Annotated in this window: 22 protein-coding genes; 15 read left to right on the forward strand and 7 right to left on the reverse strand. The window is 41.3% G+C overall.

Annotation, left to right across the window (positions count from 1 at the left end; translation table 11 throughout):
• Both AB1L08_RS15970 and AB1L08_RS15975 read right to left on the reverse strand, forming a co-directional pair.
• Positions 1 to 182, reverse strand: a 182-nt coding sequence (locus AB1L08_RS15970) for a DUF4277 domain-containing protein (protein WP_413065648.1), incomplete at its 3' end; no start/stop codon positions are given.
• A 170-nt stretch (positions 183 to 352) separates the two neighbouring features.
• Complete coding sequence (locus AB1L08_RS15975) at positions 353 to 1,027, reverse strand: hypothetical protein (protein WP_413065649.1); 675 nt, start codon at positions 1,025 to 1,027, stop codon at positions 353 to 355.
• Positions 1,028 to 1,980: 953 nt separating this feature from the next.
• Here AB1L08_RS15975 and AB1L08_RS15980 point away from each other — a divergent pair.
• The 15 genes from AB1L08_RS15980 to AB1L08_RS16050 all read left to right on the forward strand — a co-directional run bounded on the left by AB1L08_RS15980 (position 1,981) and on the right by AB1L08_RS16050 (position 20,129).
• The gene (locus AB1L08_RS15980; protein WP_413065650.1) at positions 1,981 to 3,579 is read left to right on the forward strand and encodes a M48 family metallopeptidase; all 1,599 of its coding nucleotides are present in this window, start codon (positions 1,981 to 1,983) and stop codon (positions 3,577 to 3,579) included.
• A 2-nt stretch (positions 3,580 to 3,581) separates the two neighbouring features.
• Positions 3,582 to 4,169, forward strand: coding sequence for a stage II sporulation protein M (locus AB1L08_RS15985; protein ID WP_413065651.1), 588 nt, complete (start codon positions 3,582 to 3,584; stop codon positions 4,167 to 4,169).
• An 11-nt stretch (positions 4,170 to 4,180) separates the two neighbouring features.
• A complete protein-coding gene (locus AB1L08_RS15990) occupies positions 4,181 to 5,890 on the forward strand; it encodes a hypothetical protein (RefSeq protein WP_413065652.1) in 1,710 nt (569 codons plus the stop codon).
• Positions 5,891 to 5,904: 14 nt separating this feature from the next.
• The gene (locus AB1L08_RS15995) at positions 5,905 to 6,624 is read left to right on the forward strand and encodes an ABC transporter ATP-binding protein (protein WP_413065653.1); all 720 of its coding nucleotides are present in this window, start codon (positions 5,905 to 5,907) and stop codon (positions 6,622 to 6,624) included.
• 29 nt (positions 6,625 to 6,653) lie between these two features.
• Positions 6,654 to 7,784 carry an efflux RND transporter periplasmic adaptor subunit gene (locus tag AB1L08_RS16000; RefSeq protein ID WP_413065654.1) on the forward strand — a complete coding sequence of 377 codons (1,131 nt, stop codon included), beginning with the start codon at positions 6,654 to 6,656 and terminating at the stop codon, positions 7,782 to 7,784.
• Positions 7,771 to 8,460, forward strand: coding sequence for an ABC transporter ATP-binding protein (locus tag AB1L08_RS16005; protein WP_413065655.1), 690 nt, complete (start codon positions 7,771 to 7,773; stop codon positions 8,458 to 8,460). Before AB1L08_RS16000 ends, AB1L08_RS16005 begins: the two co-directional genes overlap by 14 nt.
• Positions 8,457 to 9,650 carry an ABC transporter permease gene (locus tag AB1L08_RS16010; protein WP_413065656.1) on the forward strand — a complete coding sequence of 398 codons (1,194 nt, stop codon included), beginning with the start codon at positions 8,457 to 8,459 and terminating at the stop codon, positions 9,648 to 9,650. Before AB1L08_RS16005 ends, AB1L08_RS16010 begins: the two co-directional genes overlap by 4 nt.
• 597 nt (positions 9,651 to 10,247) lie before the next feature.
• A complete protein-coding gene (locus tag AB1L08_RS16015) occupies positions 10,248 to 13,727 on the forward strand; it encodes a M28 family peptidase (protein WP_413065657.1) in 3,480 nt (1,159 codons plus the stop codon).
• A gap of 29 nt (positions 13,728 to 13,756) precedes the next feature.
• Positions 13,757 to 14,230, forward strand: coding sequence for a hypothetical protein (locus AB1L08_RS16020; RefSeq protein WP_413065658.1), 474 nt, complete (start codon positions 13,757 to 13,759; stop codon positions 14,228 to 14,230).
• Positions 14,231 to 14,273: 43 nt separating this feature from the next.
• Complete coding sequence (gene sipW / locus AB1L08_RS16025; protein ID WP_413065659.1) at positions 14,274 to 14,846, forward strand: signal peptidase I SipW; 573 nt, start codon at positions 14,274 to 14,276, stop codon at positions 14,844 to 14,846.
• Between the two features lie 78 nt (positions 14,847 to 14,924).
• The gene (locus AB1L08_RS16030) at positions 14,925 to 15,512 is read left to right on the forward strand and encodes a TasA family protein (RefSeq protein ID WP_413065660.1); all 588 of its coding nucleotides are present in this window, start codon (positions 14,925 to 14,927) and stop codon (positions 15,510 to 15,512) included.
• 117 nt (positions 15,513 to 15,629) lie between these two features.
• Positions 15,630 to 17,051 (forward strand): M14 family zinc carboxypeptidase, encoded by a 1,422-nt coding sequence (locus AB1L08_RS16035; RefSeq protein WP_413065661.1) that lies wholly within the window; start codon positions 15,630 to 15,632, stop codon positions 17,049 to 17,051.
• A gap of 136 nt (positions 17,052 to 17,187) precedes the next feature.
• Complete coding sequence (locus AB1L08_RS16040; RefSeq protein WP_413065662.1) at positions 17,188 to 17,775, forward strand: TasA family protein; 588 nt, start codon at positions 17,188 to 17,190, stop codon at positions 17,773 to 17,775.
• A gap of 65 nt (positions 17,776 to 17,840) precedes the next feature.
• Positions 17,841 to 19,478 carry a M20/M25/M40 family metallo-hydrolase gene (locus AB1L08_RS16045; protein WP_413065663.1) on the forward strand — a complete coding sequence of 546 codons (1,638 nt, stop codon included), beginning with the start codon at positions 17,841 to 17,843 and terminating at the stop codon, positions 19,476 to 19,478.
• Between the two features lie 63 nt (positions 19,479 to 19,541).
• Positions 19,542 to 20,129 (forward strand): TasA family protein, encoded by a 588-nt coding sequence (locus AB1L08_RS16050; RefSeq protein WP_413065664.1) that lies wholly within the window; start codon positions 19,542 to 19,544, stop codon positions 20,127 to 20,129.
• Between the two features lie 341 nt (positions 20,130 to 20,470).
• On the opposite strand, the gene AB1L08_RS16055 is transcribed toward AB1L08_RS16050, so the two are convergent.
• The 5 genes from AB1L08_RS16055 to AB1L08_RS16075 all read right to left on the reverse strand — a co-directional run bounded on the left by AB1L08_RS16055 (position 20,471) and on the right by AB1L08_RS16075 (position 25,084).
• A complete protein-coding gene (locus AB1L08_RS16055) occupies positions 20,471 to 21,178 on the reverse strand; it encodes an ABC transporter ATP-binding protein (protein WP_413065665.1) in 708 nt (235 codons plus the stop codon).
• Positions 21,178 to 21,957, reverse strand: a complete 780-nt coding sequence (locus tag AB1L08_RS16060; RefSeq protein WP_413065666.1) for an ABC transporter ATP-binding protein — start codon at positions 21,955 to 21,957, stop codon at positions 21,178 to 21,180. The genes AB1L08_RS16055 and AB1L08_RS16060 overlap by 1 nt, the downstream gene beginning before the upstream one ends.
• Positions 21,932 to 22,906: a branched-chain amino acid ABC transporter permease gene (locus tag AB1L08_RS16065; RefSeq protein WP_413065667.1), complete on the reverse strand. Its 975-nt coding sequence runs from the start codon at positions 22,904 to 22,906 to the stop codon at positions 21,932 to 21,934. Before AB1L08_RS16065 ends, AB1L08_RS16060 begins: the two co-directional genes overlap by 26 nt.
• A 13-nt stretch (positions 22,907 to 22,919) precedes the next feature.
• Positions 22,920 to 23,798, reverse strand: a complete 879-nt coding sequence (locus tag AB1L08_RS16070) for a branched-chain amino acid ABC transporter permease (protein WP_413065668.1) — start codon at positions 23,796 to 23,798, stop codon at positions 22,920 to 22,922.
• 89 nt (positions 23,799 to 23,887) lie between these two features.
• Positions 23,888 to 25,084 carry an ABC transporter substrate-binding protein gene (locus tag AB1L08_RS16075; protein ID WP_413065669.1) on the reverse strand — a complete coding sequence of 399 codons (1,197 nt, stop codon included), beginning with the start codon at positions 25,082 to 25,084 and terminating at the stop codon, positions 23,888 to 23,890.
• Between the last annotated feature and the right edge of the window lie 634 nt (positions 25,085 to 25,718).

The raw sequence follows: 25,718 nt of genomic DNA on the forward strand, positions 1-25,718 counted from the left end.
TTAACAAGCAGGTTGATAACGAGGGCTTTGATTGCTTCACCGGGAGACATATCTGTTCGCTGCGGATCCCAAGATACCCGTTCATTTATATGCTTCACCACATTCAGTGAATCACAGAAGTGCGCAATGACGGAAGACGAGCGTGCATGGATGATTTGTAAATCATCAGCCACATTTGGCACAGGAATCACTCCATTCATAGGTTGTTCAGAATGGATTCGACGGAGTGAATCAGGATTCCTTTTATTAGACAAATCAACTCAAATTTCTACATTTATTGATATGCGGAAGATGGGCTCAAACAATACCAGGTTTGTTTTTTTCACATACTTCGATATCTCACTTAAAATATTCATTGTATTAGTAATAAGAGGTTTTCAATAGATTTAGCTATTTCTCCTTCTTTTAATTCATTTAATTCAATTTCTACTATATAGTTTTCCCCATTAATTTTAGCAAGATTTAAGCTAATTTCTTGAAAATGATAACCAAAATAAAAAGAAATTTTTTCCTCTACGCTTTTTGTACATTTAATAAAAGGGGTAGGTATTATAATATATGTTTGATCATACCTGTACTTCAAAAAAGAGAATTTTTTTATCAATTGGGTTAAAAACAAATCAGGTTTGTTTTGGACATGGTCTACAGTTTTTATTTTTTTAGATTGAATGTAACCAGAGTGTGAACTTTTTACCACTAAGATTTCTTGTTGTTCCAAAAATTTAATAATATGTACGTACGATTCATCCAAATATTTCTTTTTATAACAAAGGTCAAATTTCTTGATAATCGAATCCTTTAAGTCAAACAACTCAAGGGAATATTCTCCTTTCTCTTGTTCTGTTAAATGTACTTCATTAAAAATATTTTCGAAAAATTCGTAATTAAATTGACTGGCTTCTTTTTCATTCAAATGGTAATTTATATTGAAGCTATAAACAGTATCGTTACTATTAATATTGTATTTTTGTTGTAAGTACAGTTGGAACATATCATTTAACAGCAGTGGTTTATAACTCCATAACATCATTTATACATTCCTTTTATTTATTTGACTATTACTCAAGTAGGTATGCTATATAAGTTGAGTTATATATTTTTCATACTTTTAGCCACAGTTAATTTCCGTTCAGAGGCGGACGCTTTCCGCGGGCGTGGCTTGAGCCTCCTCGGACGCTTCGCGTCCTGTGGGGTCTCAAGGCTCACGTTTATCCCGCAGGAGTCGCCGCCTTCCACTACAATCAACTAGATCTCTTTCCATCATATAGTGCATCATCACAAAACAATGTAAAAAAGTTAACTCAACCTATATAGAAAGCGTTGCAGGCTTTGCTCTGTTAAAATATGCTTGACTAGATATTGATACTTTATATACTCCACCTTTGATATATGTCCGAGTTTTTTTGGCCTTTAATTACTAAACCTGGCTTTCCGGGTACTTGTCCACTTTATTGTTTTTTGACCTGTATTAAGCCGAATGTCAAGACGTTTAAAAGTGTGATAAGCTGATGTTGCAGTCCACTTCAATGTTTTCTTTCTTTTGTTTATCTTATCAGTTTTAATTGTTGAAGTAAAAGTTCCAACCGGATAATCAACTTTAGCTTTTATTTGGTTTTTCATTTGATTACTACCGCTACTAGTATAAAACACTGTTACACTATATACTTGATTTTCCTCAGCTGGGGGGCCAAGATCTTTTTGGACAGATGGAGATAGGTCATCATGCCGGTAAAGTGTTTCAGCCTGTTGGACTGCGTATTTTTTTTCCCAACTTGGATCATCATGCGATCCTTAACCAAGTTGTGCCCTTTTTAATATGGCAGTTTGTATTATTGTACTTTGGTGTTAAAGTATTGTTGAAATCAGGAAGCCGGATCTCCCAGCTGCTCATTGTATGCATTACGTTTGCAGCAAACTTGGCTTTAAAAACAATTCCCGCGGTTATGACAAGTTTCTTATAGTTTAAGGAGAGTATTGGCCATGAAAAAAAGTGCGCTCATCATTTTACTCATTGCAGCATTTTCATCCGCAGTCGTTGTAATGGTCGAATTGGGTATCCGTTCGGCAGTATTATCGCCGTTTATTCTTCTTGATTCCAAAAAAGAGGAAGGGGTCCAAAAGGTGCTGACGGGCTACTCCATATACCAGGGAGATTATCTTTTGGACATTCAAAATAATACGACAGCAACAGGGGAGCAGCCGCTAGCTTTCCATATTGGAAATACGGTTTATGGGTTTAGTGAAATACATACTGAAAATGTCGCGCTGCCGGCGGGGGATGAATGGAAGGTCATGACACGAAGAGGGATTGATGCCGAAATTGGTCATGATGCAACGATTCAATCCAGTGACAGGAAGTTCTATTTTAATGAATATACTATACGTGCCCCTGAAAACAATGCATCGTTCTCTCTTCACTTGAAACCGGAGTTTAGCAGGCCGCTCATCCTTTTTATATACTTAAGTTCATTTTTATTACCTTGTCTTCTGTCGCTGTTTTTTAACCAGGTTCTTTCAATGCGCAACCTTTTTTCGCTGTTTTTTCCATTTATATTAGCTGGGATTCTTCCCCTGCTGTTAAACTATCACTTTACGATGGGGTATGCTCTGCTGCTGACCAATTCTTACATTTGGAGCATCCTATTATGCATATTCGTGCCGTCGTTTTTATCGGTGTCATTTGCCACTGCAGTCTATCAATATACAATAAAAAGTGATGGAGATTCCGTTGAAAACGAGGAAATGAAGGAGACGGGATTTCTTGCATTTACAAGAAGAGAGACGATTGGCCTATCGCTGCTTGTTGCAGGAGGCCTTGCCTACTTTTTCTCGTTTTTTCTTCTTCCGCTGTCCGTTTATGTAAAAATTACGGATAAATGGTATTTATTTACCCTTTGGTATTTATCTCTAACGCTCGTCATTATGGCCGTATATACAGTTCTGCACCGGTTTATGGGGAATTATGACAATGTGGGGCTTACAGAGCCGTTTGCTTCTTTAAAAAATAGCATAGAGGATACATGTAAGACGAAGGTCAGCCTGTTTATGAAGCAGGATTCCGTGCATGAAACAAATGCCTGGGTGTACAGTGTACCTTTTACATCTGGAAAAGGCGTCCGCATTTATATGACAGAAGGCTTAATGAAAAACTTTACTTTGGATGAAGTAAAGGCTGTGTTATTTCATGAGATCGGCCATATTAAACTGAAACATGGGCGCTGGATTTTGGCCATTACTTTTGGTGTTGCCATTGCGGTCAGCCTGATTATGTTTTTTGCAAGAAAAATCATGCTGGGATTTGGGTGGTGGCATTATATATTCATTTTTCCGATAGGTGTCATTATTTTAATGTTGCTTACGGAATGGCTCCCGAATAAAATCAGTAAAATGTTTGAACACCAGGCAGATGAATATGCCGTTAGGCAATCGGGGGATAAAGATCTGTATATTCGAACACTAGTGAAATTAAACCGGATCAGTGAAAAAGAGGATGGCGAATTTGCCTCGAGAAGAAAAGAGTGGAAAGAGACACATCCATCCTTTCAAAAAAGAATTAACTTTATCAAGGATATGACGTGAACATGATTAATCATCTCAACCTGCGGGCATATGGATTATCCTTTCTGGAAAGAAACCGGGATGCATTTTTATTTTCATTGTTTACCATTTTAATCAGTTTTTTTGGAACGATGATTTACCTGCAGTTATCCGGAGCAGGGGATGTGGCGGCCATGGTGCAGGATTCGGCGGCCATGAAGGAGGAAGATTTCACGGAAGAGGATGTTACATGGAAATCCGTCTTTATCCATAACTTTATGATATTGCTTCCGGCATGCATCGGTGTCTTCTCATTTGGTTTCATTTCGTTTTGGTATATCATTATGCAAGGTTGTTTATTGGGAGCAAGTATCTTTTATTTATCAAAAGATCTGTCTTTCTGGCTGGTGTTCAAATATACATTCCTCCATGGCGTTTTTGAAATTCTGGCAATTGCACTTGTTGGGGCATTTGCGCTGAAGCCGGCCGTCGTAACATTTAAATGTCTTGCTTTTAAAAAGCGCTTTTTGCAGAAAAGAGATTTTAAAGATATGGCTTTAATGTTTGTGCTCTATGTATCTTTTCTGTTCGTAGCCGCATTAATAGAAGGACTTGTCACAACGAGGCTTTAAGGAGTGAGGGCTTGGGCTTGAAAAAAATCTGGTTTATTTGGAACAACCGGACACGATTAACCATTAATAAAATGGTGTGTGCAGGTGGGGATTCCAAACAAAACAGAATGAAGTTATGGAGTTTTGCTGCGGTGGCGGCATTTGCCGTAATCACGGCTGTCCTTTTCATGAACTTCTTTCTACCCGTATTGTTTGATTGGACCCGTGATCATTTGCGCGGCGGAACGGTTCAGGAAAATGTCAAGTGGCTCAGCATTTTAAATTTGCTCGTCTTTCTTTCGTTTTCCATAAGTGGTATTTACGATCATTTGTACCGATTTTTGCTGGCCGAGGATATAAAATTTCTTGTCCTGTCTCCGCTTTCTCTAAAACAGCTGTTTTTGGCCAAAATCTTGGAAAGGACGTATATTAAGTTAATTTTTCTCGTTCTAGTCCTGGCCGTTTTTGTCTATCAATTGTGCAGGGTGTTCGAGATAGGAATAGGCATGGGGTTTCTTCTGTTTGCCGCTTTTGTTTCCCAATTTGCTTTGGCTGTTGCAGTCCGCTTTGTTTTCATCAGCACAATGGTTATCAGAAAAATTTTCAAGCAAACACTGCTTCCTTTTGCATTGCTTTTTTTTAGCATAAACGCCATCAGTGCCGTTTTGATCATTTATTTAGTCTACCCGTTTTTAAATGGCCTGTCCGAGTTCTTTTTTTATCCATATTATTTGTCGATTTATGAATCTCCTTTAGTGCAGTTCATAGTAGAATTAGCGGGTTTTACATATTTTCCCCATTCACTGGCAGTTGGGATTTTCCCATTTTCAATCCTTTTCGCTTTTTTTGCTTACGCAGCTATGACCTTTATATTGTTTAAGCTGGCAAGCAAGAAATATGAAAGGCTTGATGCTCAACATATACTTGGAAAAATGCATGAGCTTCAGTCAGCCAAAGAGGGAGCTCCTGGGAAACCGAGACAATTTTCGGCCATTTCCTTGCTGGAAAGAGTGCCTTGTGTCCATCCTCACGTAAAGTCGATTTTGCGGAAGGATCTATTGGCCTTTTCGCGCGATGAAAAGTATCGCTGGAAAGCGGCATTTGTCATCATGAGTCTGGGTATAACAGGGATGGTGGGCGCTTATTATTTTCTTGAAAGCAAGGTGGATGCAGTTTCAGCCCATTCTGCGTCTGCGCACACATTTTTAAGCATTTCTGTTTTATTAATGCTCATGAACACCATCGTTAACAAATTTTCGATCGATTCAGAAGGAATGAGTTTCAGGAACTTGGTGGTTTTGCCGGTAGATGCCAAGCATATCGCAATGGCGAAAATCATTGGCATGTTTTTTGTACTGCTCCCGGTTTGTATCGTTTTTATCGCGGCTGCATTTATTTTGCTAAGACCGAATCTTTTTGTTTTTACGGTAGGCATTTTGTTATCCCTGCCTGTAATCTTGCTGATCGGTTTGGTTTCAACCGCAACGTTTCCGAATTTTTCGGATGATTCTTTGCTTAATTTGCCAAGTATGAGAGCCAAAGTGATGATCAGCATGCTGTCCGGGTGTTATTTATTTTTACATGTATTGTTGTTTTATTTTGTCAACTCTCCTATCGTTTTCATCTGTATTTTTATAATAATGAACGTTGTTCTCGTCATTTTTTTATTTCATAAGCTTTCCCAAAAGATTGAGGAAGTTACTTTCAGAAACTTTGAGTCACTGAGTGAACTTTTTGATTAAAGGCGTGAGTAAGAATGCTGGATGTGCAAGGGGTAACCAAATTATTTAATGGCGTGGCGGCGGTTAATCATATCAGCTTTCAAATCAAGAGAGGGATGATCTACGGAATCCTCGGCCCTAACGGAGCAGGAAAAACCACATTACTCAGCATGATTACAGGATTGTTGAAGCCGGATAAAGGTGCCGTTACGCTGGACAACCTGGAGAGCCGTTCAGCCGCATATAAAAAGAGAATTGGCTTTGTTTCGGATGCTGTCCATATATACGATTATTTAACAGGCAGAGAATATATACAATTTTCAGCCAGTTTAAGAGATGTTCCTCCGATGGCGCAAAAAATAGAAATTGAGCGCCTCTCAAAAGTATTTCGCCTGGAACATAAATTGGACCAGTTAATTAAAACATATTCAAAAGGGATGAGGCAGAAGACGGCCATTATTTCTGCTCTTGTCCATCAACCGGAACTGCTTGTTTTGGACGAGCCTTTTTCAGGGCTTGATCCGATTGCATTAAAAGAAATGAAAGATTATTTAGTAGAGTACGCGGGGAAAGGGAACTCTATCATTTTCAGCACACACATACTGGAGATTGCCGAAAAATTGTGTGAGCGGTTAATGATCATCCATGCCGGAAACAAGGTTGCAGAAGGAGATTTAGGTCAATTAAAGGACGATTTAATGCTTGATAGTTCAACTGATTTAGAGTCCATCTTTTATCAAATGACAAGGCGTTAATTATTTTGAATAGTTGGTGTGAACAGACAATGAAGAGAGCTTTGATGATCGCAGGGGTCATGATATTGGTTGCGGGATTTGTTGGAATAAACTTGGTGAACCAGGCTTCAAATGAGGTGATCTCCGTGGATGTTACCACATTAAAGGAACAAACGTTGACGGAGACAGTGATGATACCCGGCACTCTCCAGCTTGCCGGGCAGCAAACCATTTATTACGAGCCTGATAAAGGGAAAGTCGGGGAGATGCTCATAAAGGAAGGCGACGAGGTACAAATAGGAACCCCGCTGTTCCGATATGAGAATCCGCAGTTGGAGCTGGAGAAGAAACAGCTGGCATTACAGCTGCGTTCCAACAATTTGCAGTTGAGCAATATTAAAAAACAACATAAAAAAATAGATAAGCAATTAGTCAAGGCGGAAAGCGACGAGATGCTGGATAAGGAAGAACTGCAAGCAGAGCATGACCAAATTTTTTTAGAAGAGCAACAAATGCAGATTGAAATTGAGCAAACCCTTTTGCAACAACAATCGATTGATAAGCAGTTGGAAGAGCTTACCGTCAAAAGCCAATCGGAGGGTGTAGTTCTTCGGGTGAATGAACAAGCAGCTGCTCTTTCGCAGTCAATGGAGCAGCCGATTATTCAAATAGCAGCCTCTGATCGGTTTGTTGTAAAAGGGACGATTTCCCAATATGATGCCCTGAAAATAAAGGAAGGACAATCGGCGATTTTGTCGATGGATGCAGTGCCGGGAAAAGTATGGAACGGCAAAGTCACTTTTGTTTCTTTTTTGCCAAATGAAAGTGAACAATTGGAGGCTGCAAACGAAGAAGCTTTCAAAGTTCAATACCCAATTGAAATTGCAGTGGAAGATGAGGATTTGAATGTAAAGCCTGGATTCCAAATGCTTGCCGAAATCAATACAGACAAGAAAAATGGTTGGACACTTCCTCTGTCTGCCATAAAACAGGATGGAGGAAATCAATATGTTTTTGTTGTAAAAGACGGGAGGGTCGAGCGGCAGAAGGTTAAGGTTGGAATGACATCAAGTGATGCAATAGAAATTACCGGGGGCCTTTCCAAGGATGACCAAGTCATTATCGATCCTTCCGAAGCGCTCGAAGATGGAGTGGAAGTGATCGTGAATGATCAGGCTTGAATCAATTTATAAAAGCTATCATGCAGCTGAAACGGATGTTGACGTGTTGAAAAATATTCATATCCATATAAAAAAAGGGGCATTTGTCGCAATTATGGGGCCTTCTGGCTCCGGAAAGTCCACCTTGATGAATATTATGGGCTGTTTGGAACGCCCGACAAGCGGGGAATATTTTTTGAATGGAGAACGTGTATCGGATTATGACCGTAAAGGATTGGCGCGTGTCCGTAATCGTTCGATTGGTTTTGTATTTCAGCAGTTCCAGCTTCTTCCCCGATTAAATACGTTAAAAAATGTTGAGCTGCCTATGATTTATGCTGGAATGACGCGTAAAGAGCGGGAAGAAAGGGCGATGGAAGCCTTGAAAAAAGTTGGTCTCGCAGACAGGATTCAACATTTTCCCAATCAGCTGTCGGGGGGGCAAAAACAGCGTGCTGCCATTGCAAGGGCCATTGTGAACGAGCCGTCTATCCTATTGGCGGATGAACCGACTGGAGCCCTGGATACGAAAACTAGCAAACAAGTCATGGAGCTATTTAAAATGCTCCACCTTGAGGGAACGACAATCGTCGTTGTAACACATGATCCGGAGGTCGCCGCTTTTGCAGAACGTACGATTTTTATAAGGGATGGCATCATCATGAAGGGAGAATCCCAAGGGAGTGGCGATAAATGAATGTGTTTGAAAACGTTAAGATGGCCATTACCTCCCTTCGGGCACATAAACTCAGATCGATTTTGACGATGCTTGGGATCATTATTGGGGTGGCTGCCGTGATCGCAGTTGTTGCCATCGGGCAGGCAGGTGAAGCCATGCTTAAATCACAAGTCGTAGGAGAAACGAATACAACAGAACTATTATATGTCCCTCCCGAGGAAGAAATGATGGGGAACTCTTCTGAGTGGATGGAAGACCCTTTTACAGTGGAAGATATCCAACTGATCGAGGAGATTCCCGAAGTGAAAACAGTCGTCGCTTCCAGTTCGGAATCCGGTATGGTCCGCTACAAAGAAGAAACAGCAGACGCCTTTGTTACCGGGGTCACACAGCCTTATTTGGATATGAATCAACTCGCTGTAGCAGAGGGGCGGAGCCTGTTGACGGCAGATTTTTTGGGAGGCAGCCGGACAGTGCTTATTTCCAATTCTTTAAAAGAAGAACTCTTTGGGAAAAAAGATGTTTTGGGTGAAGTTGTCTATATCTCATCACAGCCAGTAGAAATTGTCGGAGTACTGAAAAAAGAAACAGGCTTTTTGGCATTCGATTCACATGAATTATATTTGCCGTGGAAAACGTGGCAAAACATTTTTATGAAAAGCAAATATAGTCAGGTAACCATTGAAGCAGAAACCCCCGAAGAATTGCAGATTGCCGGAACAAAAGCCGCAGATATGCTTAACCAGATTCATGATAAAGATGGTGCGTACCAAGTATTAAATCTGGAAGAAATTTCGGACGGAATCGGACAAATCTCAAAGATCATGACGATCATCATCGGAAGCATTGCCGGAATATCCTTATTGATCGGCGGAATTGGCGTTATGAATATCATGCTTGTATCGGTAACGGAACGTACACGGGAGATCGGGATAAGGATGTCGATCGGTGCAACACCTGGACAAATCTTATTTCAATTTTTAATTGAGTCGGTCACCCTTACCCTTATTGGCGGAACGATTGGCATCGTGATTGGAACCGGGGCCGCAGCGGTTGTTTCATCTTTGGCAGGGTGGCCTGCTCTGATTTCCTGGCAGGTCGTTTTTGGCGGTATGGTGTTCTCCATGCTCATTGGTATTGTTTTTGGAATCTTGCCGGCGAATAAAGCTGCAAGACTTGATCCAATCGAATCTCTTCGGTATGAATAAAGCGTTATAAAGTTGTGATGCCCCCAAATGGGGGTCTTTTTATGTTGCTTTTGTTTTGGTTCATTTAAATGGCGTGATAACATGCAACTCCCTACTCCCCCAGATGTAGTCCATTCACATCATGAAAAGAGCAGTTCCGTATTTATTTTAAAACCTGTTCCTAATCTGCTCAGGATTTCGTAAGTATAGCCGAGGAGAGGTAATGGGACTGTGTCGACAGTCCTATTTTTATTTCACTACAGTGTTTAAACTACCAGATATTTTCCGGCTATTAACAGACCGGCCGTATTTTTGGCTGTTTTTTTCATGGTGATTTGTTAAAAAAATATTCATTTCTTCCTTAATTACAAGGCAATAGATTATTCTGTCACAGGCCTGGATGGAAACAAGTATTACCTTTGATTCGCATGAAGGTCTATTTTCCCAATGATCATTCTCCTATTTAATCTGCATTTTTCAGTCTTTATTCCGAATTTATTGGGAATTTTAACAAATTTTATAATGCGCAAGCATCATTTTTGTCTAAATCTAAACAATATTCATAATAAAATGATATAATTTTCTATGGTTAGACAATTTTATAAGGGGAGGGTCAAATTGGGAACAAAAAGATTGTTGTCGCATATTCTTGCCGTCACTAGTGTTTTTGCGTTAACTGCCACTTCATTTGCTTTTACCCCATTGGAAGCGAAATCCGCAGAACCCGTTCCTGAAAAGGAAGTCGAGTTTGAGCGGGAAATGTCACTCGTCGAGATCATTATCCCGGATCAGAAGACGTTGGAAAAGCTGGTGGCAGACGGTTATGACATAGCAGGAATCAACACCCGGAACGATGATATTGAGGTTCAGTTAGTTGTAAGCCAGACGGAAATAGAATTGCTGAAGCTACAAAATCTTAAGGTAAAAGTAATTCAAACAGCGGAAGAGGCAAAACAGAATTTAAGGCAGCAGCAACAACAAATGCGAAGCCTCCAACAGGCAGAAGACAAGTTAAAGGTATTCAGATCTGATTATTTTAAAAATCAATCGGGCACCTTTATATACCTGGAAGTAAAATCGAGTGCGGGCCCGAATGTAGCCATGACAGCTGAGTGGACAAACGGCAACGGTGAAAAAGAAACGGCAGCGATGACAAGGAAAGTTGATGCCGGAGAATATCTCTATCACTATGTCTTAAAGGATATTGAATCTGTTCCCGAAAAGGTTACCATCACTACAGAGTTGGGCGGAAAAATAGAAACGGCATTAAATGAATGGATCGGTGACGGAACTCCTTCCGAAGATGAATATTTCAGCGATTTTGTCGATCATTACATGGATCCGATCGAAGTTACCGAACGAATTGAACAGCTTGCCAAGGAATTTCCTGAATTGGCGGAAATTGTTACCCTGCCAAATAAAACAAATGGGTATAGAAGAAAGGCGCAAGCGACAATTGGAAGTAATGTTGATGCAGCTTTCGTCTTGACATCACAGGCATGGGGGCATGAAGGCGGAAACGACATAGAGGTAGACATCAAAGCGCCGGCTAAAGCAAATGAGCGTATAAGCGTTTCCCATGAGGGCAATAAGATAACGGTTCATTTGGGAACGGATGGCGCATCCAAGCCAAACAGCACAGCCGATCAAGTGATTGGTGCCATTAATGAAACGGCTGGTCATTTGGTTAGGGCGACAAGATATAGAAATTCAAACGGGACTGGAATCGTCCAGCCACAATCCGGCATTAAACTTTCTGACTTTTTGAATGCGCCTAAAGACATTTCCAGGGAACCCCGGGAAGTAAAAGCGATCCGAATTGGAAAAGTAAGGGATGGTTCCAAACCGGGAGTTTTAGGATATTCGCAGGAGCATGCCCGTGAATGGGTGACCCCACTTGTTTCCGTAGAAACTGCAGAGCGCTTGCTGCGAAACTATCATACGGATGAGAAGACAAAAACACTAGTCGATAACCTGGATATTTTTATTGTTCCAACCGTCAATCCTGATGGCGGACTTTATACGTTCTACGATTACAATATGCAGCGGAAAAATTTGGTCAATCATTGCGGACCGGAAGGGTCTGATCCGGCGAACCGCAATTCTTGGGGCGTTGACTTGAACAGAAATTACAAAATCGGAACTGTATGGGATGGATGGATTGGCGGTTCCACAAACTGTCTTTCAGGGACTTATGCGGGACCGGAACCATTCTCCGAGCCGGAAAGCCGAAACTTGACTTGGCTGGCAGAAGAGAACCCGAACATTAAATTTGCCATGAATATCCATTCACATGGCGGTTACTTTATGTGGTCACCTGGTGCATATGACGCAAACCGCAAGCCGCTGCCTCGTCCTACCGGCGGACAGGAAGCTTATTACTGGCAAGCATCCGAACATATTTTAAAAAGAATTAAAGAACATCGCGGAACCGTTATTTTACCCGGAAGGACAGGTCCGATACCGGATGTGCTTTATTCTGCAGGCGGGAACTCTGCCGATACACTTTGGTACGAATACGGAATTTATGCGTGGAACTTTGAAGTAGGGGCCGAGTTGTGGAATAAGGACACGAAACGCTGGGTAAGCGTCGGCTTCCAGCCTGATTTTGAAGAAGGCCATGCCGAAGCAATGGAATTTGCAAACGGTTTGATCGGGTTAATGGAAGTAGCTTATCAAAATGCCACAGATGAAACAAATCCAGAATCAACGCTGAGCGTTGAAGAGGGAACGTATAATGAGCCAATCGAAGTCAAGTTTGAAACAAGTGAACCGGCTACTGTTTACTATACACTTGATGGTTCAAGACCGACATTGAAATCCAAAGTGATCGGAGTGGCCGGCACAAGAGATGGAGCCGAAACGCTAACAATTGACGAAACGACAACAATTAAATGGTTCTCGGTCGATGCTGCCGGCAACATCGAAAATGGGTACGATCCGGACGGAGAAGACAATCATTACAATGAAGCGAAAATCGTCATTGATTATCTCCCGGATGGAGTAAGTGCCGATGGCATGAAGTCACTCGTTGAACGATTCGAAAAAGACGGAGAATTTGCCAGTGAAGTCGCTGCCCGGGCGCTCAAAACCCATTTAACGGCGGTAGCCCATTACGAAAAACAAAAGGATGCCGAAAAAGTAGCCAAGCATATGAAGAGCTTCAAAACTTTGCTTGAACAGCAGGAAAAAAATAAGCTCGTTTCCGCAAAAGTAGTACGAATTCTCAAAGGCTATTCGGACCAGTTGATTGAATTATGGGATCCGCAATTTAGTTCCGAAAGAGCGATGAAACATCTCCAGCATTTAAGTGTAGACATCGGTCCCAGAGTGACGGGCACTGAACAAGAAAGGCAAGCCGCCCAATATATAAAGAGTGAATTTGAGAAAATGGGATACGATGTTTCCACCCAGGAGTTTGATATTCGCGGCGGCCAGAAATCCCAAAACGTCATTGCCGTTAAAAAGCCAAAGGGGATCAGTAATCCGGAAATAGTCTATGTCACAGCACATTATGACAGTGTGGCCCGCTCTCCGGGTGCGAATGACAATGGATCGGGAACCTCTACGATTCTTGAATTGGCAAGATCGATGAAAAATGTAGAAACGACGAAAGAAATAAGATTTGTCGCATTTGGTGCAGAAGAGATCGGGCTGGTAGGATCCAGATATTATGTCGGCCAGCTATCAGATGGGGAAATTGAAAGAAGCATCGCCAATTTCAACTTGGATATGGTTGGTACAGCATATGAGCCTGCTTCCCAGCTATATGTAAATACGGTCGATGGAAATTCAAATCTTGTATGGGAATCTGTCAAAGCAGCATCTGAAAGGTTAAAAATCGATGACAATATATTAAATCTTTACAAGTTTAGCAGATCGGATCATGTTCCCTTTCATGAAGCAGGCATCGATGCTGCACTATTCATCTGGATGGTTCCGGGAACTGCCGGTTTGGAGCCATGGTACCACACTCCTAATGACAAGATTGAAAATGTTAGCCCTGAAAAAATTCAATTGGTCGGTAATGTCATTCATTCGGCAGTATCAGACCTGATCACTGAAAAACAAGCTGCACAAACGCAAAAAGCTTCATAGCTTAATCGTTTTTGAAAGGAGTAATCATGATGAGAGGCCGTCAAAAAACAAAAAATGCAGGCACTTGCTTAAATAAAAGTCCATTCGTCAAACGTCTTGCTTTGCTCTATTTGTTATTTTTCATTGCCTCTCATCTGATCTCTCCGATAAATGCGTATTATACCTATCAGGAACGCATTGTCGGTGAGATCTCGGTGGATGTATGGGGAGAACGAGATCTTGAGGAACTTGATGCCCCCGCTGAAGACAAAGAACAGATATCAAAGGCCGAAATAAAAGAATCCGAGAAAAAAGAAGAGCTGCAGGAGAAACCCGCCGAGATTGTTGAACAGGTTGATGAAAAAGAGAAAGAAGCGGAAATCGGTGATGCAGAAAAGCAAATTGATCATGATGCTGCCGAGCCAAATGAAGAGAATACTGGTAAATCCACGCCCAATGATCCTATTCAAACGGACAAAAGCAACGAAGCAAAGGAGCAGGAGATCAAAGAGGACACTCCGTAACCCATTGTTTACGTAATTACACATACTGGAGTGATGCTTTGCAATGAAATGGCAAACAGTGAATAAAGTCATTGGCAATATCGTATCTTCCCTTATGTTTATAGTTCTGGCCGTTGTTTTGTTGAATGTCGTTACATCCAAAGTATCCGGGAAAAACCCGAGTATCTTTGGCTATGAAATGAAGGCTGTTTTGTCAGGTTCAATGGAGCCCGGTATTAAAACAGGCTCAATCATATTGATCAAACAAAAGTCAGAAGGGGATCAATATACAAAGGGCGACGTCATTACATTTGTTACAAAAGAGAACTTGCTTGTCACGCACAGGATTGAGGAAGTACAGGAAAAAGGGCGCCAATTCATTACAAAAGGAGATCATAACAACGGTCCCGATCTGGACCCCGTTTATATTGAAAACATCGTAGGCCATTATACTGGAATAACCATTCCATATGTTGGTTATTTATTTAAATTTACAGATTCCAAGTTAGGTGCAGGCCTCATTCTGTTCTTGCCTGGAATCCTCTTAGCAGGTTACGGCTTCCTGACAGTATGGAGATCGATACGAGTGCCAGCAGGTTATAAAAAAGATATTGAAACACATTCACCAAACAAATAAGTTCAGCAGTTTTTGATAAGGACAAGAACGTTACCTGTCTCGATTGTGAGGAAAAATAAACGATTGGGGGAAATGAAAATGAGCATTAAAAAACGTTTTGGAATGGGCATGATGTCTGCTGCCCTTGGAATCGCTTTAATCGGAGGGGGAACGTATGCTTATTTCAGCGATACCGAAACGACGAACAACACATTTGCAGCAGGTACTTTGGACTTGACTGTGGCGCCGACTGAAATTATCAACATTGATAATATGAAGCCTGGGGATTCTTTTATCCGCGACTTTGAGTTAGGAAACGGCGGAACATTGGATATCGACAAAGTATTTATCGAAACAGATTATACCGTAAATGATCCAAAAGGGGACAACACGGAAGATTTTGCGGAGCATATTCAGGTTGAATTCCTTTACAACGTAAACAATCTTGATGAAGTCATTTTTGAAACAACTTTGGCCGAACTGAAAGATATGACACCGGAGGCGATCAATCAGCATATTTTCTATCCTGAATTTGGGGATAAAGGACTTCCGGCCGGGGAGACTCACGACCTTGTAGTCAAATTCAATTTTGTTAATAACGGAGAGGATCAAAACCAATTCCAGGGGGACTCCTTACAATTGACATGGACGTTTAATGCCACACAAAAACCTGGTGAACAACGATAAAATAATCGAATCCACTATATAAACAGCCCTTTCATTTCTGACGCCATAAAGGTTCTTCATTAAGAACTGATCAACACTATAGTTTAAAAGATTTATAGTTTAAAAGGGAGGGGTCATATGGTCAGAAAACATATATTACTCATTGTTACAACTATATTTTTGGTTATTTCTTCAAGTGGGATAGCCAAAGCGGTATCGGACAGCATCGTTGGTTCTGATGTTATAAAATACGACGAAATGGTTCAGATTCTTGGACAATTGGAAGAGAAAAGTGACGGTAGTCTTGATGTGTTTACATTAAGGGAAATAGGGATTGAGGAAGGAAGAAGTGAGACAGGGAAAGATCTTTATATTGCAAAAGTAGGCAATGGGGACAAAAAAGTGTGGGTTCAGGGACGCATTCATGGGAATGAGCCATATGGAACGAACGCCACGCTGCGTCTTATTGAAAACCTGATAAATGAAAAAGACGGTTCTTACAAAAAAATAATGGATGAACTAACGATTTATTTTATCCCCATGTATAATGTCGACGGCGCAGAAAGGAACCAGCGGGGAACGATTCTGTATGATCATGAAACAGGAGAACCCAAGCTAGTGGATGGCAGACAAGTGACTGTTGATTTAAACAGAGACTGGGTTGAAGGCGGATTCCAGGCAATCGAATCAATCGGATATTACAAGTTCTGGACGCAAGTGAAGCCGGAATTTATGATGGACATCCACCATCAAGGAAATAAAAACTTCTGGGGGACAAGCATTCCTGTAACGCTGTCACTCGGCATTTCTTTAAACCCGGGAGGACCGACGCTTCCCAATATTAAGGGCGGATTATACGAAGATTTGACCCGCCAAGCGATGGTCACTGTGTTCGATGCATTGAAACCGTATAAAGAGTTCACGGTTGATCAGTATATTACGGGCTCTAACGTTATCGATATCCGCGGCGGAGTTTCATCCGGCATGATGCTTGGCATCAATTATGAAGGCCTTAATCCGGATGGACACAGCAACCCTGCTGTTTTCCTGGAGACTTCCGGTCAATTCCTGGATGGGGAGCGGGAACCTTTGGTTCAGCAAAATGTGATCGCCACTCATGCCTTTTTATACGGCCTGGCATCCGGTGATTTGCATAAAGCGGATCCCGAGCGTTGGAATGAAGTGCCGATCCGTCCGATTAGCGGGTTCAATACAGATTATCAGGGGGTTATTCCGATCAACCCTCCACGGCCGGAAATACCTGTCAAAGTAACTGCAGCTCATATAAAGGAGACAGTTGAACGTTACGAGGAGTTGGGCAAATTTACGAACGGTGCCGCTCAGGCGTTGAAGGTGCACGCAGCAGCTTTAAGCCATTATGAAGCAAAAGGACAAATGGATAAAGTAGCCAAACATATAACTGCTTTTAATCAGTTGCTTGAGCACCATAAGGATAACATGACGAGCGGAACGTATCAAATGCTGAAAGGAAATTCTGATTATTTAATCAATCTACTTAAACAGCCGAAAAGCAACTTGTCAGTACCAAATGCCGGCTAAAGGCAGTATATTGGTACGTTGTTATGAAGTATCCCGTTATACAGGCTTATTTGGAAATACAGAAACATGACGATTACACAAGGGTATTTCCCGTCTCTATATGAGATGGAAAAATAAACGATTGGGGGAAATGAAAATGAGCATTAAAAAACGTTTTGGAATGGGCATGATGTCTGCTGCCCTTGGAATCGCTTTAATCGGAGGGGGAACGTATGCTTATTTCAGCGATACCGAAACGACGAACAACACATTTGCAGCAGGTACTTTGGACTTGACTGTGGCGCCGACTGAAATTATCAACATTGATAATATGAAGCCCGGGGATTCTTTTATCCGCGACTTTGAGTTAGGAAACGGCGGAACATTGGATATCGACAAAGTATTTATCGAAACAGATTATACCGTAAATGATCCAAAAGGGGACAACACGGAAGATTTTGCGGAGCATATTCAGGTTGAATTCCTTTACAACGTAAACAATCTTGATGAAGTCATTTTTGAAACAACTTTGGCCGAACTGAAAGATATGACACCGGAGGCGATCAATCAGCATATTTTCTATCCTGAATTTGGGGATAAAGGACTGCCGGCCGGGGAGACTCACGACCTTGTAGTCAAATTCAACTTTGTTAATAACGGAGAGGATCAAAATCAATTCCAAGGGGACTCCTTACAATTGACATGGACGTTTAATGCCACACAAAAACCTGGTGACCAACGATAGGAAACTGATTGGAGCAGGATATTTCCTGCTCCAAATTAACGGATTGCCCAGAGGAGGCTTGTTATATGAAATTTCGCCGCTTTGGCACCTTAATTTCTTTTATATTGATCCTTTCTCTATTAATGGGATTTTCCCCAAAACATCCAGATTTTGATTTTACGAATCAAATAGATTCACCCGTGATTGCTCAAGATGATGCTGATGTGAGTATTGCCAATATGAAGGCGCTTATGGAAAATTTCCAAAAAGACGGAGAGTTTGCAACCCCGTCAGCTTATCGTTTATTAAGCACCCATGTCACTGCTGTAGGGCATTATGAGGAAAGCAAGTCATACAAGAAAGCGATCAAACATATGGAAAGCTTTCACATTTTGGTAAACAGCCAACAGGCTAACAAGTTAATTTCTGATCAGGCGGCTCGTATTTTAAAAGATTATGCGGATGCTTTAATTAAAAAGTGGGAAGTTATTTTTGACGCTGATAGAGTCATGGATTATCTGCGAAAATTAAGTGTAGAGATTGGGCCGAGAGTTGCCGGAACTGAAGGTGAAAAGAAAGCTGCCCAATATTTAAAAAGCCAATTTGAAAGTTTCGGATACGATGTGTCCCTGCAAGAGTTTGCGATTAACAACCGGGTTGAAAGGACACTGAGAATTATGACCGATAAAAACAAGGAACTCCCTCTGGGAGCTGCGAGCGGATCGGCTGTAACAGGTGAAAAAGGTATCACAGGCGATCTATATCATGCAGGACTCGGACTGCCGGAGGACTTTTCCGATGAAGCCAAAGGGAAAATTGCCCTTGTTCAACGAGGAGAAAATACGTACTGGGAAAAAGTTCAGAATGCAACGAATGCCGGGGCGATAGGTGTGGTTATTTATGATAATGCAGACAGCCTGACTCCGCTGCGGCCGGCACTCAATAACAACAGTACAATTCCGGTCACAGGTATTACAAAAGCGGATGGCGAGTCACTGCTGGCACAGCTTTCCAAAGGAACAGTGAAGGCTCAGCTCATCATTCACACGCATACGAATCAAACATCCCAAAATGTGATTGCGGTAAAAAAACCCGCCAACGTAGTGAATCCTGAAATCGTTTATATTACGGCGCATTATGACAGTGTTCCATATTCGCCCGGAGCCAATGATGACGGATCGGGAACTGCCGCGATTGTTGAGATGGCAAGAATCATGAAAGACTTGCCAACTGATAAAGAGCTGAGATTTATTGCTTTTGGTGCGGAAGAAATCGGATTGGTCGGTTCGAATTATTATGTAAAGAACTTGCCTAAAGAAGACCTTGACAGAAGTATGATAAACTTCCAGATGGAAATGCTTGGGGCAAAATATGAACCTGCTTCTTATCTTGCGGTTAACACTGTAGATGGCCAGCCAAACATAGCCTGGGATTATACGAACGCTTCTTTTGACAAATTGGGAAAAGATAAAGAAAAACTGATCCTGTTCAGAAGAGGATCGTCTGATCATGTTCCATTCCACAATGCAGGCATAACGGCTGCGTGCTTTAATATGGGTACTGCCAACGGCGGGTTGGAGCCGGAGTACCACACTTCACATGATACGATCGAAAATATTAGTCCGGAAAGACTTCAATTTGCGGGAGATATCATAAGCACGGCTATATTGGATTATTTAGCGGATCATCATTCTCAAGGAAAAAATGTAAAGGAAGCTTCATAATGGATTTATGGCTCCCTGCAGCGTTTATTTGTCGTGTATAGACTTAACAAGGGGGAACAAAGGATGGATGTAAAAAATAGATTCGGCATGGGGATGATGTCAATCTTGCTTGGTATTTCATTAATAGGAGGAGGAACTTACGCTTATTTCAGTGACAATAAGGTCACCGACAACACATTTGCGTCTGGAACCCTGGATTTGTCTGTAAACCCTGATACACTTATCAATGTAAAAAATATAAAACCCGGAGATTCTTTTCTCCGTGACTTTAAACTTGTAAACAACGGCTCTTTGGATATAGGAAAAGTCATCATAGAGACAGACTATGAGGTCATTGATGCAAAAGGCGACAATACAGAAGATTTTGGTGAGCATATTTCAGTCGAGTTTTTGTTGAATATGGACAAACACAATCAACCTATTTACAAAACAACATTGGCAAAATTGAAAGATATGACACCTGATGCCATAGCCAAAAATATTACCATTCCAGCTATCGGTGAAGATGGGCTGCCCAGCGGCACGAGTGACCGCCTTGTTGTAAAGTTCCAATTTGTTGACAACGGTGAGGATCAAAACCAATTTCAGGGTGATTCGTTGAAGCTGGAATGGACGTTTACCGCATTTCAGGCAGAAACTTCAAATAAATAACATTGGATTCTGCGATTGTACTCATATGATTGCGGGCACACTTTTGATTGAAGTTTCACTTTATGAGTGGTTAAGGACGAGAGATAAAACCGTTTCTTGAAGGGATAGAACAGATGCGTCAAGGAATAAAAAAAGTCACAGGGTTTCCTGTGGCTTTTAATTTAAAAGATTTTATGGGCTCAACCTGATATTTACCTATAAGATACAGATAAGTCGCGTCATTATTAAAAATGCCCCGGAGTGTTGCTCCATCAAGGGCATTTCATCTAACACTTTGCGCGCAGCCGACTATGCTCCCATAGTTCCAATGCTTTAAACTGTTCGACTAGCAAATACAGGTATTAATGCCCGCCCAGATAAGCCTGTTTTACCTGTTCACTGGCATTTAATTCGTCTGCTGTGCCAGATATAACGACTCGTCCTGTTTCAATCACGTAGGCACGGCTTGCGATGGAAAGAGCCATATGCGCGTTTTGCTCAACCAAAAGAATCGTCGTTCCTGACTTATTAATGTCTTCAATGATTTTGAAGATTGTTTTTACGAGCAATGGTGCAAGCCCCATGGAAGGCTCGTCTAATAATAAAAGTCGCGGACGGGCCATTAATGCACGGCCCATTGCCAGCATTTGTTGTTCCCCGCCTGATAATGTCCCTGAAAGCTGCTTGCGGCGTTCCAATAACCGTGGAAATCTCTCGAACACGCTTTCCAAATCCTTTTTAATGCCCTCTTTATCTTTTCGCAAAAAGGCTCCCAATTCCAGATTTTCTTCTACTGTCAAATTGGCAAACACGCGCCGTCCTTCGGGCACATGGGAAATGCCCTGTTTCACAATGGTTTGAGCCGCTTTTCCCACAATCGATTTCCCGCCAAAAATAATGTCGCCTTGCTTTGGCTTTAGCAATCCGGATACTGTTTTTAAGAGCGTACTTTTTCCGGCACCGTTTGCTCCGATTAACGTTACGATTTCTCCTTCATTAATATCAAGAGAGACGCCTTTTAAAGCGTGTATGTTTCCATAATAAACATTGATGTCATCGATCTTTAACATTAAGAAACCTCCTCGCCTAAATACGCCTCTATGACTTTCGGGTTGTTGCGAACTTCTTCGGGCGTACCTTGTGCGATTAATTGTCCATGATCCAGCACATAGATGCGTTCACATACACCCATGACAAGCTGCATATCATGTTCAATTAATAGTACGGTCAATCCGAATTTCTCTTTAATCAAGGAGATCAAATTCATCAGCTCACGTGTTTCCTGCGGGTTCATCCCTGCAGCCGGTTCATCCAATAAGAGCAGTTCGGGATTCGCTGCAAGAGCCCGCGCAATTTCCAAACGCCGTTGTTGTCCGTATGGAAGGTTCTTTGCTTTTTCATCCTTATATACATCAAGATTAAATATTTTTAAAAATTCGATTGCCTTTTCTTCCATTTCTTTTTCACCGGAAAAGTGGGAGGGGAATCTGAAAATGGAGCTGAAAACGCTATGTTTTGCAAGTGAATGATAAGCTACTTTTACATTATCCAAAACGGAAAGTTCGCCAAATAAACGAATGTTTTGGAACGTTCGGCTTATTCCTTTGCGATTTATTTTAAATGGCGGCACATTATTCAGACGTTCACCGTTTAGGGAAATACTTCCTTCAGTTGGCACATAGACCCCTGTTAACAGGTTGAAAAAAGTCGTTTTACCCGCACCGTTTGGTCCAATAAGGCCAACAAGCTCGCCCTTATACAACTCCATATTTACTTCTGATACTGCTTTTAATCCGCCAAAACGGATTCCTGCTTGATCTACTTTAAGCAACGGTGTGTTTGTTGCCATCCGCCGGCCCTCCTTCAACCGTTTTACGTTTTTTAAAGAATGAAGTAATTTCTTTTGTACCCATTAAACCTTGTGGACGATAAATCATCATAATGATCAGTATCAGGCTGTAAAAAATCATTCTCGTCTCGGGGTAATCTTGCAGGTACGCAGAAACAACGGTCAGAAGGATGGCAGAAATAACGGAACCCGACATACTGCCCAATCCTCCAAAGACAACAAGAATCAAAATATCGAATGATTTTAAAAAGCCAAAGTTTGCAGGCTGAATAATATAGAAGTTATGTGAATATAGCCCTCCGGCAATTCCGGCAAAAAATGCGCCTATTACAAATGCAAGCACCTTATAATAAGTTGTATTGATCCCCATCGCATCAGAAGCCGTTTCATCTTCCCTGATGGAAATACAGGCACGGCCATGTGTTGAGTTCGTAAAGTTTCTGATAACGATAATCGTAATGATCATGCATGCAAATACCCAAGGCCAGGTGGTTAAGTGAGTGACCTGCATCCCGCTTGCTCCGCCAACGTATTCGATGTTCAGCAAAGCAATGCGAACGATTTCACCGAAGCCTAGAGTGGCAATAGCCAAATAGTCACCTTTTAACCGAAGGCTCGGTATTCCTATAATCAATCCGGCAACTGCAGCGACGATTCCGCCAGCCACTAATCCCAATCCAAAAGGAAGTTGGAGCTTCATCGTAAAAATGGCTGACATATAGGCCCCAACAGCCAAAAATCCCGCATGGCCAATGGAGAACTGGCCGGTAATCCCAATAATTAAATGGAGACTGACTGCCAAAATGATATTAATGGCCATCAAAAATAAAATGTTTATATAGAAAGAATTTAAAATGGCACCGTTAATTAAAAATTGGGCTCCAAAAAAGACGACAACTGCCAATAAAATTGAGAGCCAAAAGCCTTTTGCACTTTTAATTTTTGTCATTTTTTTGTCTCCCCTAAACTTTTTCTCTTACATTTTTACCGAACAGGCCGGACGGAAGGAATAAAAGAATAAGAATTAGGACAACAAAGGCGGCTCCGTCACGCCACAGTGAATAGCCTGCCGCACTTACCAAAGCCTCAATGATCCCCAGTACAAGGCCGCCTACCATTGCTCCGGGTATAATGCCAATCCCCCCTAAAACAGCGGCAACAAAGGCTTTTAGACCTGGAATAATGCCCATTAACGGATCAATTTTTGTATAATACGTTCCAAAAATAACGCCAGCTGCTCCCGCCAGCGCAGAACCAATCGCAAATGTCACTGAAATGGTGTTGTTTACATTAATACCCATTAGCGTTGCTGCTTCCGCGTCATGAGAAACAGCACGCATGGCTTTTCCGATCTTTGTTTTATGAACAATAAGTTGAAGAATAATCATTAATACGACAGATACACCTAAAATAAAGATCGACAGTCCACTAATGGTGACACCAAATACATCAATATTTCCTATATTTAAGACATTGCCGGGATATGCTTCAGGCTGTGCGCCTCGAACATAAATAAAGCCATACTCAATCAATAAGGAAACACCAATGGCGGTGATTAACGCAGCAATTCGAGTGGCATTACGCAGAGGCTTATAAGCGATTCGCTCAATAACGACTCCAAAAAGGGAACAGACAAGCATCGCTAAAATAAGAGCAGGAAAAAATGATAAATCCAAAACCGTTATGGAATAAAAACCAACAAATGCTCCTACCATAAACACATCGCCATGAGCAAAGTTGATCAGCTTTACAATCCCATACACCATTGTGTATCCCAAGGCAATCAGGGCATAGATACTGCCGACCGAGATCCCGTTCACTAACTGCTGTATTAGTTCCATTTTGAACCCCCCTTTGATGATGTCTATTTTTTCTATCATTCTATTTTTTCGTTAAAAAGAAGGGGGACTAGCCCCCTATTCTAATCCATTTATGGTTTTACTACCGTTTTAAATTCTTGTTTCCCATCTTTAAATTCAAGAATGGTAGCTGATTTAACCGGGTTATGATTTTCGTCCACTGTAAAATTACCAGAAACTAGTGTTAAGTCTTTTGTCTTGGCCAGCTCCTCCTTGATTTTTTCAGGCTCAGCAGATCCGGCACGTTTGATTGCATCGGCTAAGAAATAAGCAGTATCATAACCAAGTGCGTTAAAGGCATCTGGTGTTTTGCCATCGTATTTCGCTTCAAAAGCTTTTACAAATTCCTGAACCTTTTGGTCTTCAGTATTTCCAGAAGAGTAGTGGTTCGTTAAATACGTGTTATTTAAAGCGTCTCCACCTGCGACTTCAACAAGCTTGGGAGAATCCCAGCCATCTGCCCCCATTAAAGGTACATCAATGCCAAGTTCACGGGCTTGCTTGACAATGAGACCAACTTCTTCGTAGTACCCCGGAATAAACACGAAATCAGGCTTGGCAGATTTGATGCGTGTTAATGTAGCACGGAAATCCGTATCTTTCGCTACATAAGCTTCTTCTGCCACAATTTTCCCGCCGTTTTCCTCAAATACTTCCTTAAAGGATTTTGCCAAACCTTTGGAATAGTCACTGGCACTATCAATGTAAACGGCTGCATTTTTAACTTTTAATTCGTTTGTTGCAAAATTGGCGGCAACTTCACCTTGGAAAGGATCAATAAAGCAAGTTCTAAAGATATAATCATTTAATTTTCCGTCATTTACCGTGATGTCTTCTGCAGTCCCCGTTGGTGTGATGAGAGGAACTTTATTATCTTGTGCAATTTGAATTTGTGCCTTTGTATTTCCGCTTGTCGCTGCTCCAACAATAGCAACTACTTTATCCTGGCTAGTAAGCTTTAATGCTCCGTTTGTAGCCTCGGATGCTTCTGATTTATTGTCTACTTTCACAAGTTCAATTTTCTTGCCGTCAATGCCTTCTTTATTAATTTCTTCAATGCCAAGCTCTAACCCCTGTGCAATAGATGACCCATAAGAAGCTACTTGGCCGGATAATTCAAGGTTTGCACCGACTTTAATGGTGCCGCCTTTATCCTTGGAGCCGCCACCGCCGCCGCTGGATTCTTCTGAACCGCCGCCACAGCCAGCCATAGCCCCGGCAGCTAATGATAAAGATAGAAAAATACTGGCTAACTTTCTCTTTTTCATTCTTTTTCCCCCTTAAAATTTTCAAGCAGATGGTGTTGCATCCACTTGTTTTAATTCAAAAGCGACTAATAATATTCTGAAAACATTGTACATGATATTGCATCATTAGTCTAGTAGCAATTTCAAGATAAAACAGCACCATCATTATCCAAGAAATGAAAAAACCGATTTTACTTTATATTGATTGTAAGCCCTTACATATTTTTTGATTTTTATCAAAGTGCTCAATTTGAGATTATTGATGACGCTGTACAGCATAATATGAAATCATAATCAATTACATTCCATTTTCATTAATGTATGGGCAACATGGTTACTGTGAAAAATCAGAAAACAATATTTTTTTAGGATAAAACCAGGACAAAAACATCTCAATAAAGCTATATTAATATAAAATATATGTCAAGGGGTAGCAAATGGAGAATTGGTTATTTGAGATCATGAATGAGTATGTTTATTTGGGCATTATCTTTTTGATTGCAGGGGAAAATATTTTTCCGCCCATCCCTTCGGTTCAGCCTTGAGGAGTAAAAAATCTTCGAGATAATTTCAATTATCATACCCCCTAAATTTTGATAAATATGGGATAATTTAACTGTGTTTATCATGATTTAGGGGGATTTATGGATGATTA

The sequence above is a fragment of the Siminovitchia jepli genome, from assembly GCF_047228825.1.
GTDB lineage: Bacteria > Bacillota > Bacilli > Bacillales > Bacillaceae_C > Siminovitchia.

Excerpts from the sequence above, each read along its gene's own strand:
- AB1L08_RS16000 (WP_413065654.1), top strand. The coding sequence starts at position 6,654 with ATGAAGAGAGCTTTGATGATCGCAGGGGTCATGATATTGGTTGCGGGA.
- AB1L08_RS16050 (WP_413065664.1), top strand. The coding sequence starts at position 19,542 with ATGGATGTAAAAAATAGATTCGGCATGGGGATGATGTCAATCTTGCTT.
- AB1L08_RS16030 (WP_413065660.1), top strand. The coding sequence starts at position 14,925 with ATGAGCATTAAAAAACGTTTTGGAATGGGCATGATGTCTGCTGCCCTT.
- AB1L08_RS16020 (WP_413065658.1), top strand. The coding sequence starts at position 13,757 with ATGAGAGGCCGTCAAAAAACAAAAAATGCAGGCACTTGCTTAAATAAA.
- AB1L08_RS16005 (WP_413065655.1), top strand. The coding sequence starts at position 7,771 with ATGATCAGGCTTGAATCAATTTATAAAAGCTATCATGCAGCTGAAACG.
- AB1L08_RS16065 (WP_413065667.1), bottom strand. The coding sequence starts at position 22,906 with ATGACAAAAATTAAAAGTGCAAAAGGCTTTTGGCTCTCAATTTTATTG.
- AB1L08_RS16060 (WP_413065666.1), bottom strand. The coding sequence starts at position 21,957 with ATGGCAACAAACACACCGTTGCTTAAAGTAGATCAAGCAGGAATCCGT.
- AB1L08_RS16035 (WP_413065661.1), top strand. The coding sequence starts at position 15,630 with ATGGTCAGAAAACATATATTACTCATTGTTACAACTATATTTTTGGTT.
- AB1L08_RS16070 (WP_413065668.1), bottom strand. The coding sequence starts at position 23,798 with ATGGAACTAATACAGCAGTTAGTGAACGGGATCTCGGTCGGCAGTATC.
- AB1L08_RS16040 (WP_413065662.1), top strand. The coding sequence starts at position 17,188 with ATGAGCATTAAAAAACGTTTTGGAATGGGCATGATGTCTGCTGCCCTT.
- AB1L08_RS16075 (WP_413065669.1), bottom strand. The coding sequence starts at position 25,084 with ATGAAAAAGAGAAAGTTAGCCAGTATTTTTCTATCTTTATCATTAGCT.
- AB1L08_RS16055 (WP_413065665.1), bottom strand. The coding sequence starts at position 21,178 with ATGTTAAAGATCGATGACATCAATGTTTATTATGGAAACATACACGCT.
- AB1L08_RS16010 (WP_413065656.1), top strand. The coding sequence starts at position 8,457 with ATGAATGTGTTTGAAAACGTTAAGATGGCCATTACCTCCCTTCGGGCA.
- AB1L08_RS15995 (WP_413065653.1), top strand. The coding sequence starts at position 5,905 with ATGCTGGATGTGCAAGGGGTAACCAAATTATTTAATGGCGTGGCGGCG.
- AB1L08_RS15975 (WP_413065649.1), bottom strand. The coding sequence starts at position 1,027 with ATGTTATGGAGTTATAAACCACTGCTGTTAAATGATATGTTCCAACTG.
- sipW (WP_413065659.1), top strand. The coding sequence starts at position 14,274 with ATGAAATGGCAAACAGTGAATAAAGTCATTGGCAATATCGTATCTTCC.
- AB1L08_RS15985 (WP_413065651.1), top strand. The coding sequence starts at position 3,582 with ATGATTAATCATCTCAACCTGCGGGCATATGGATTATCCTTTCTGGAA.
- AB1L08_RS15980 (WP_413065650.1), top strand. The coding sequence starts at position 1,981 with ATGAAAAAAAGTGCGCTCATCATTTTACTCATTGCAGCATTTTCATCC.
- AB1L08_RS16045 (WP_413065663.1), top strand. The coding sequence starts at position 17,841 with ATGAAATTTCGCCGCTTTGGCACCTTAATTTCTTTTATATTGATCCTT.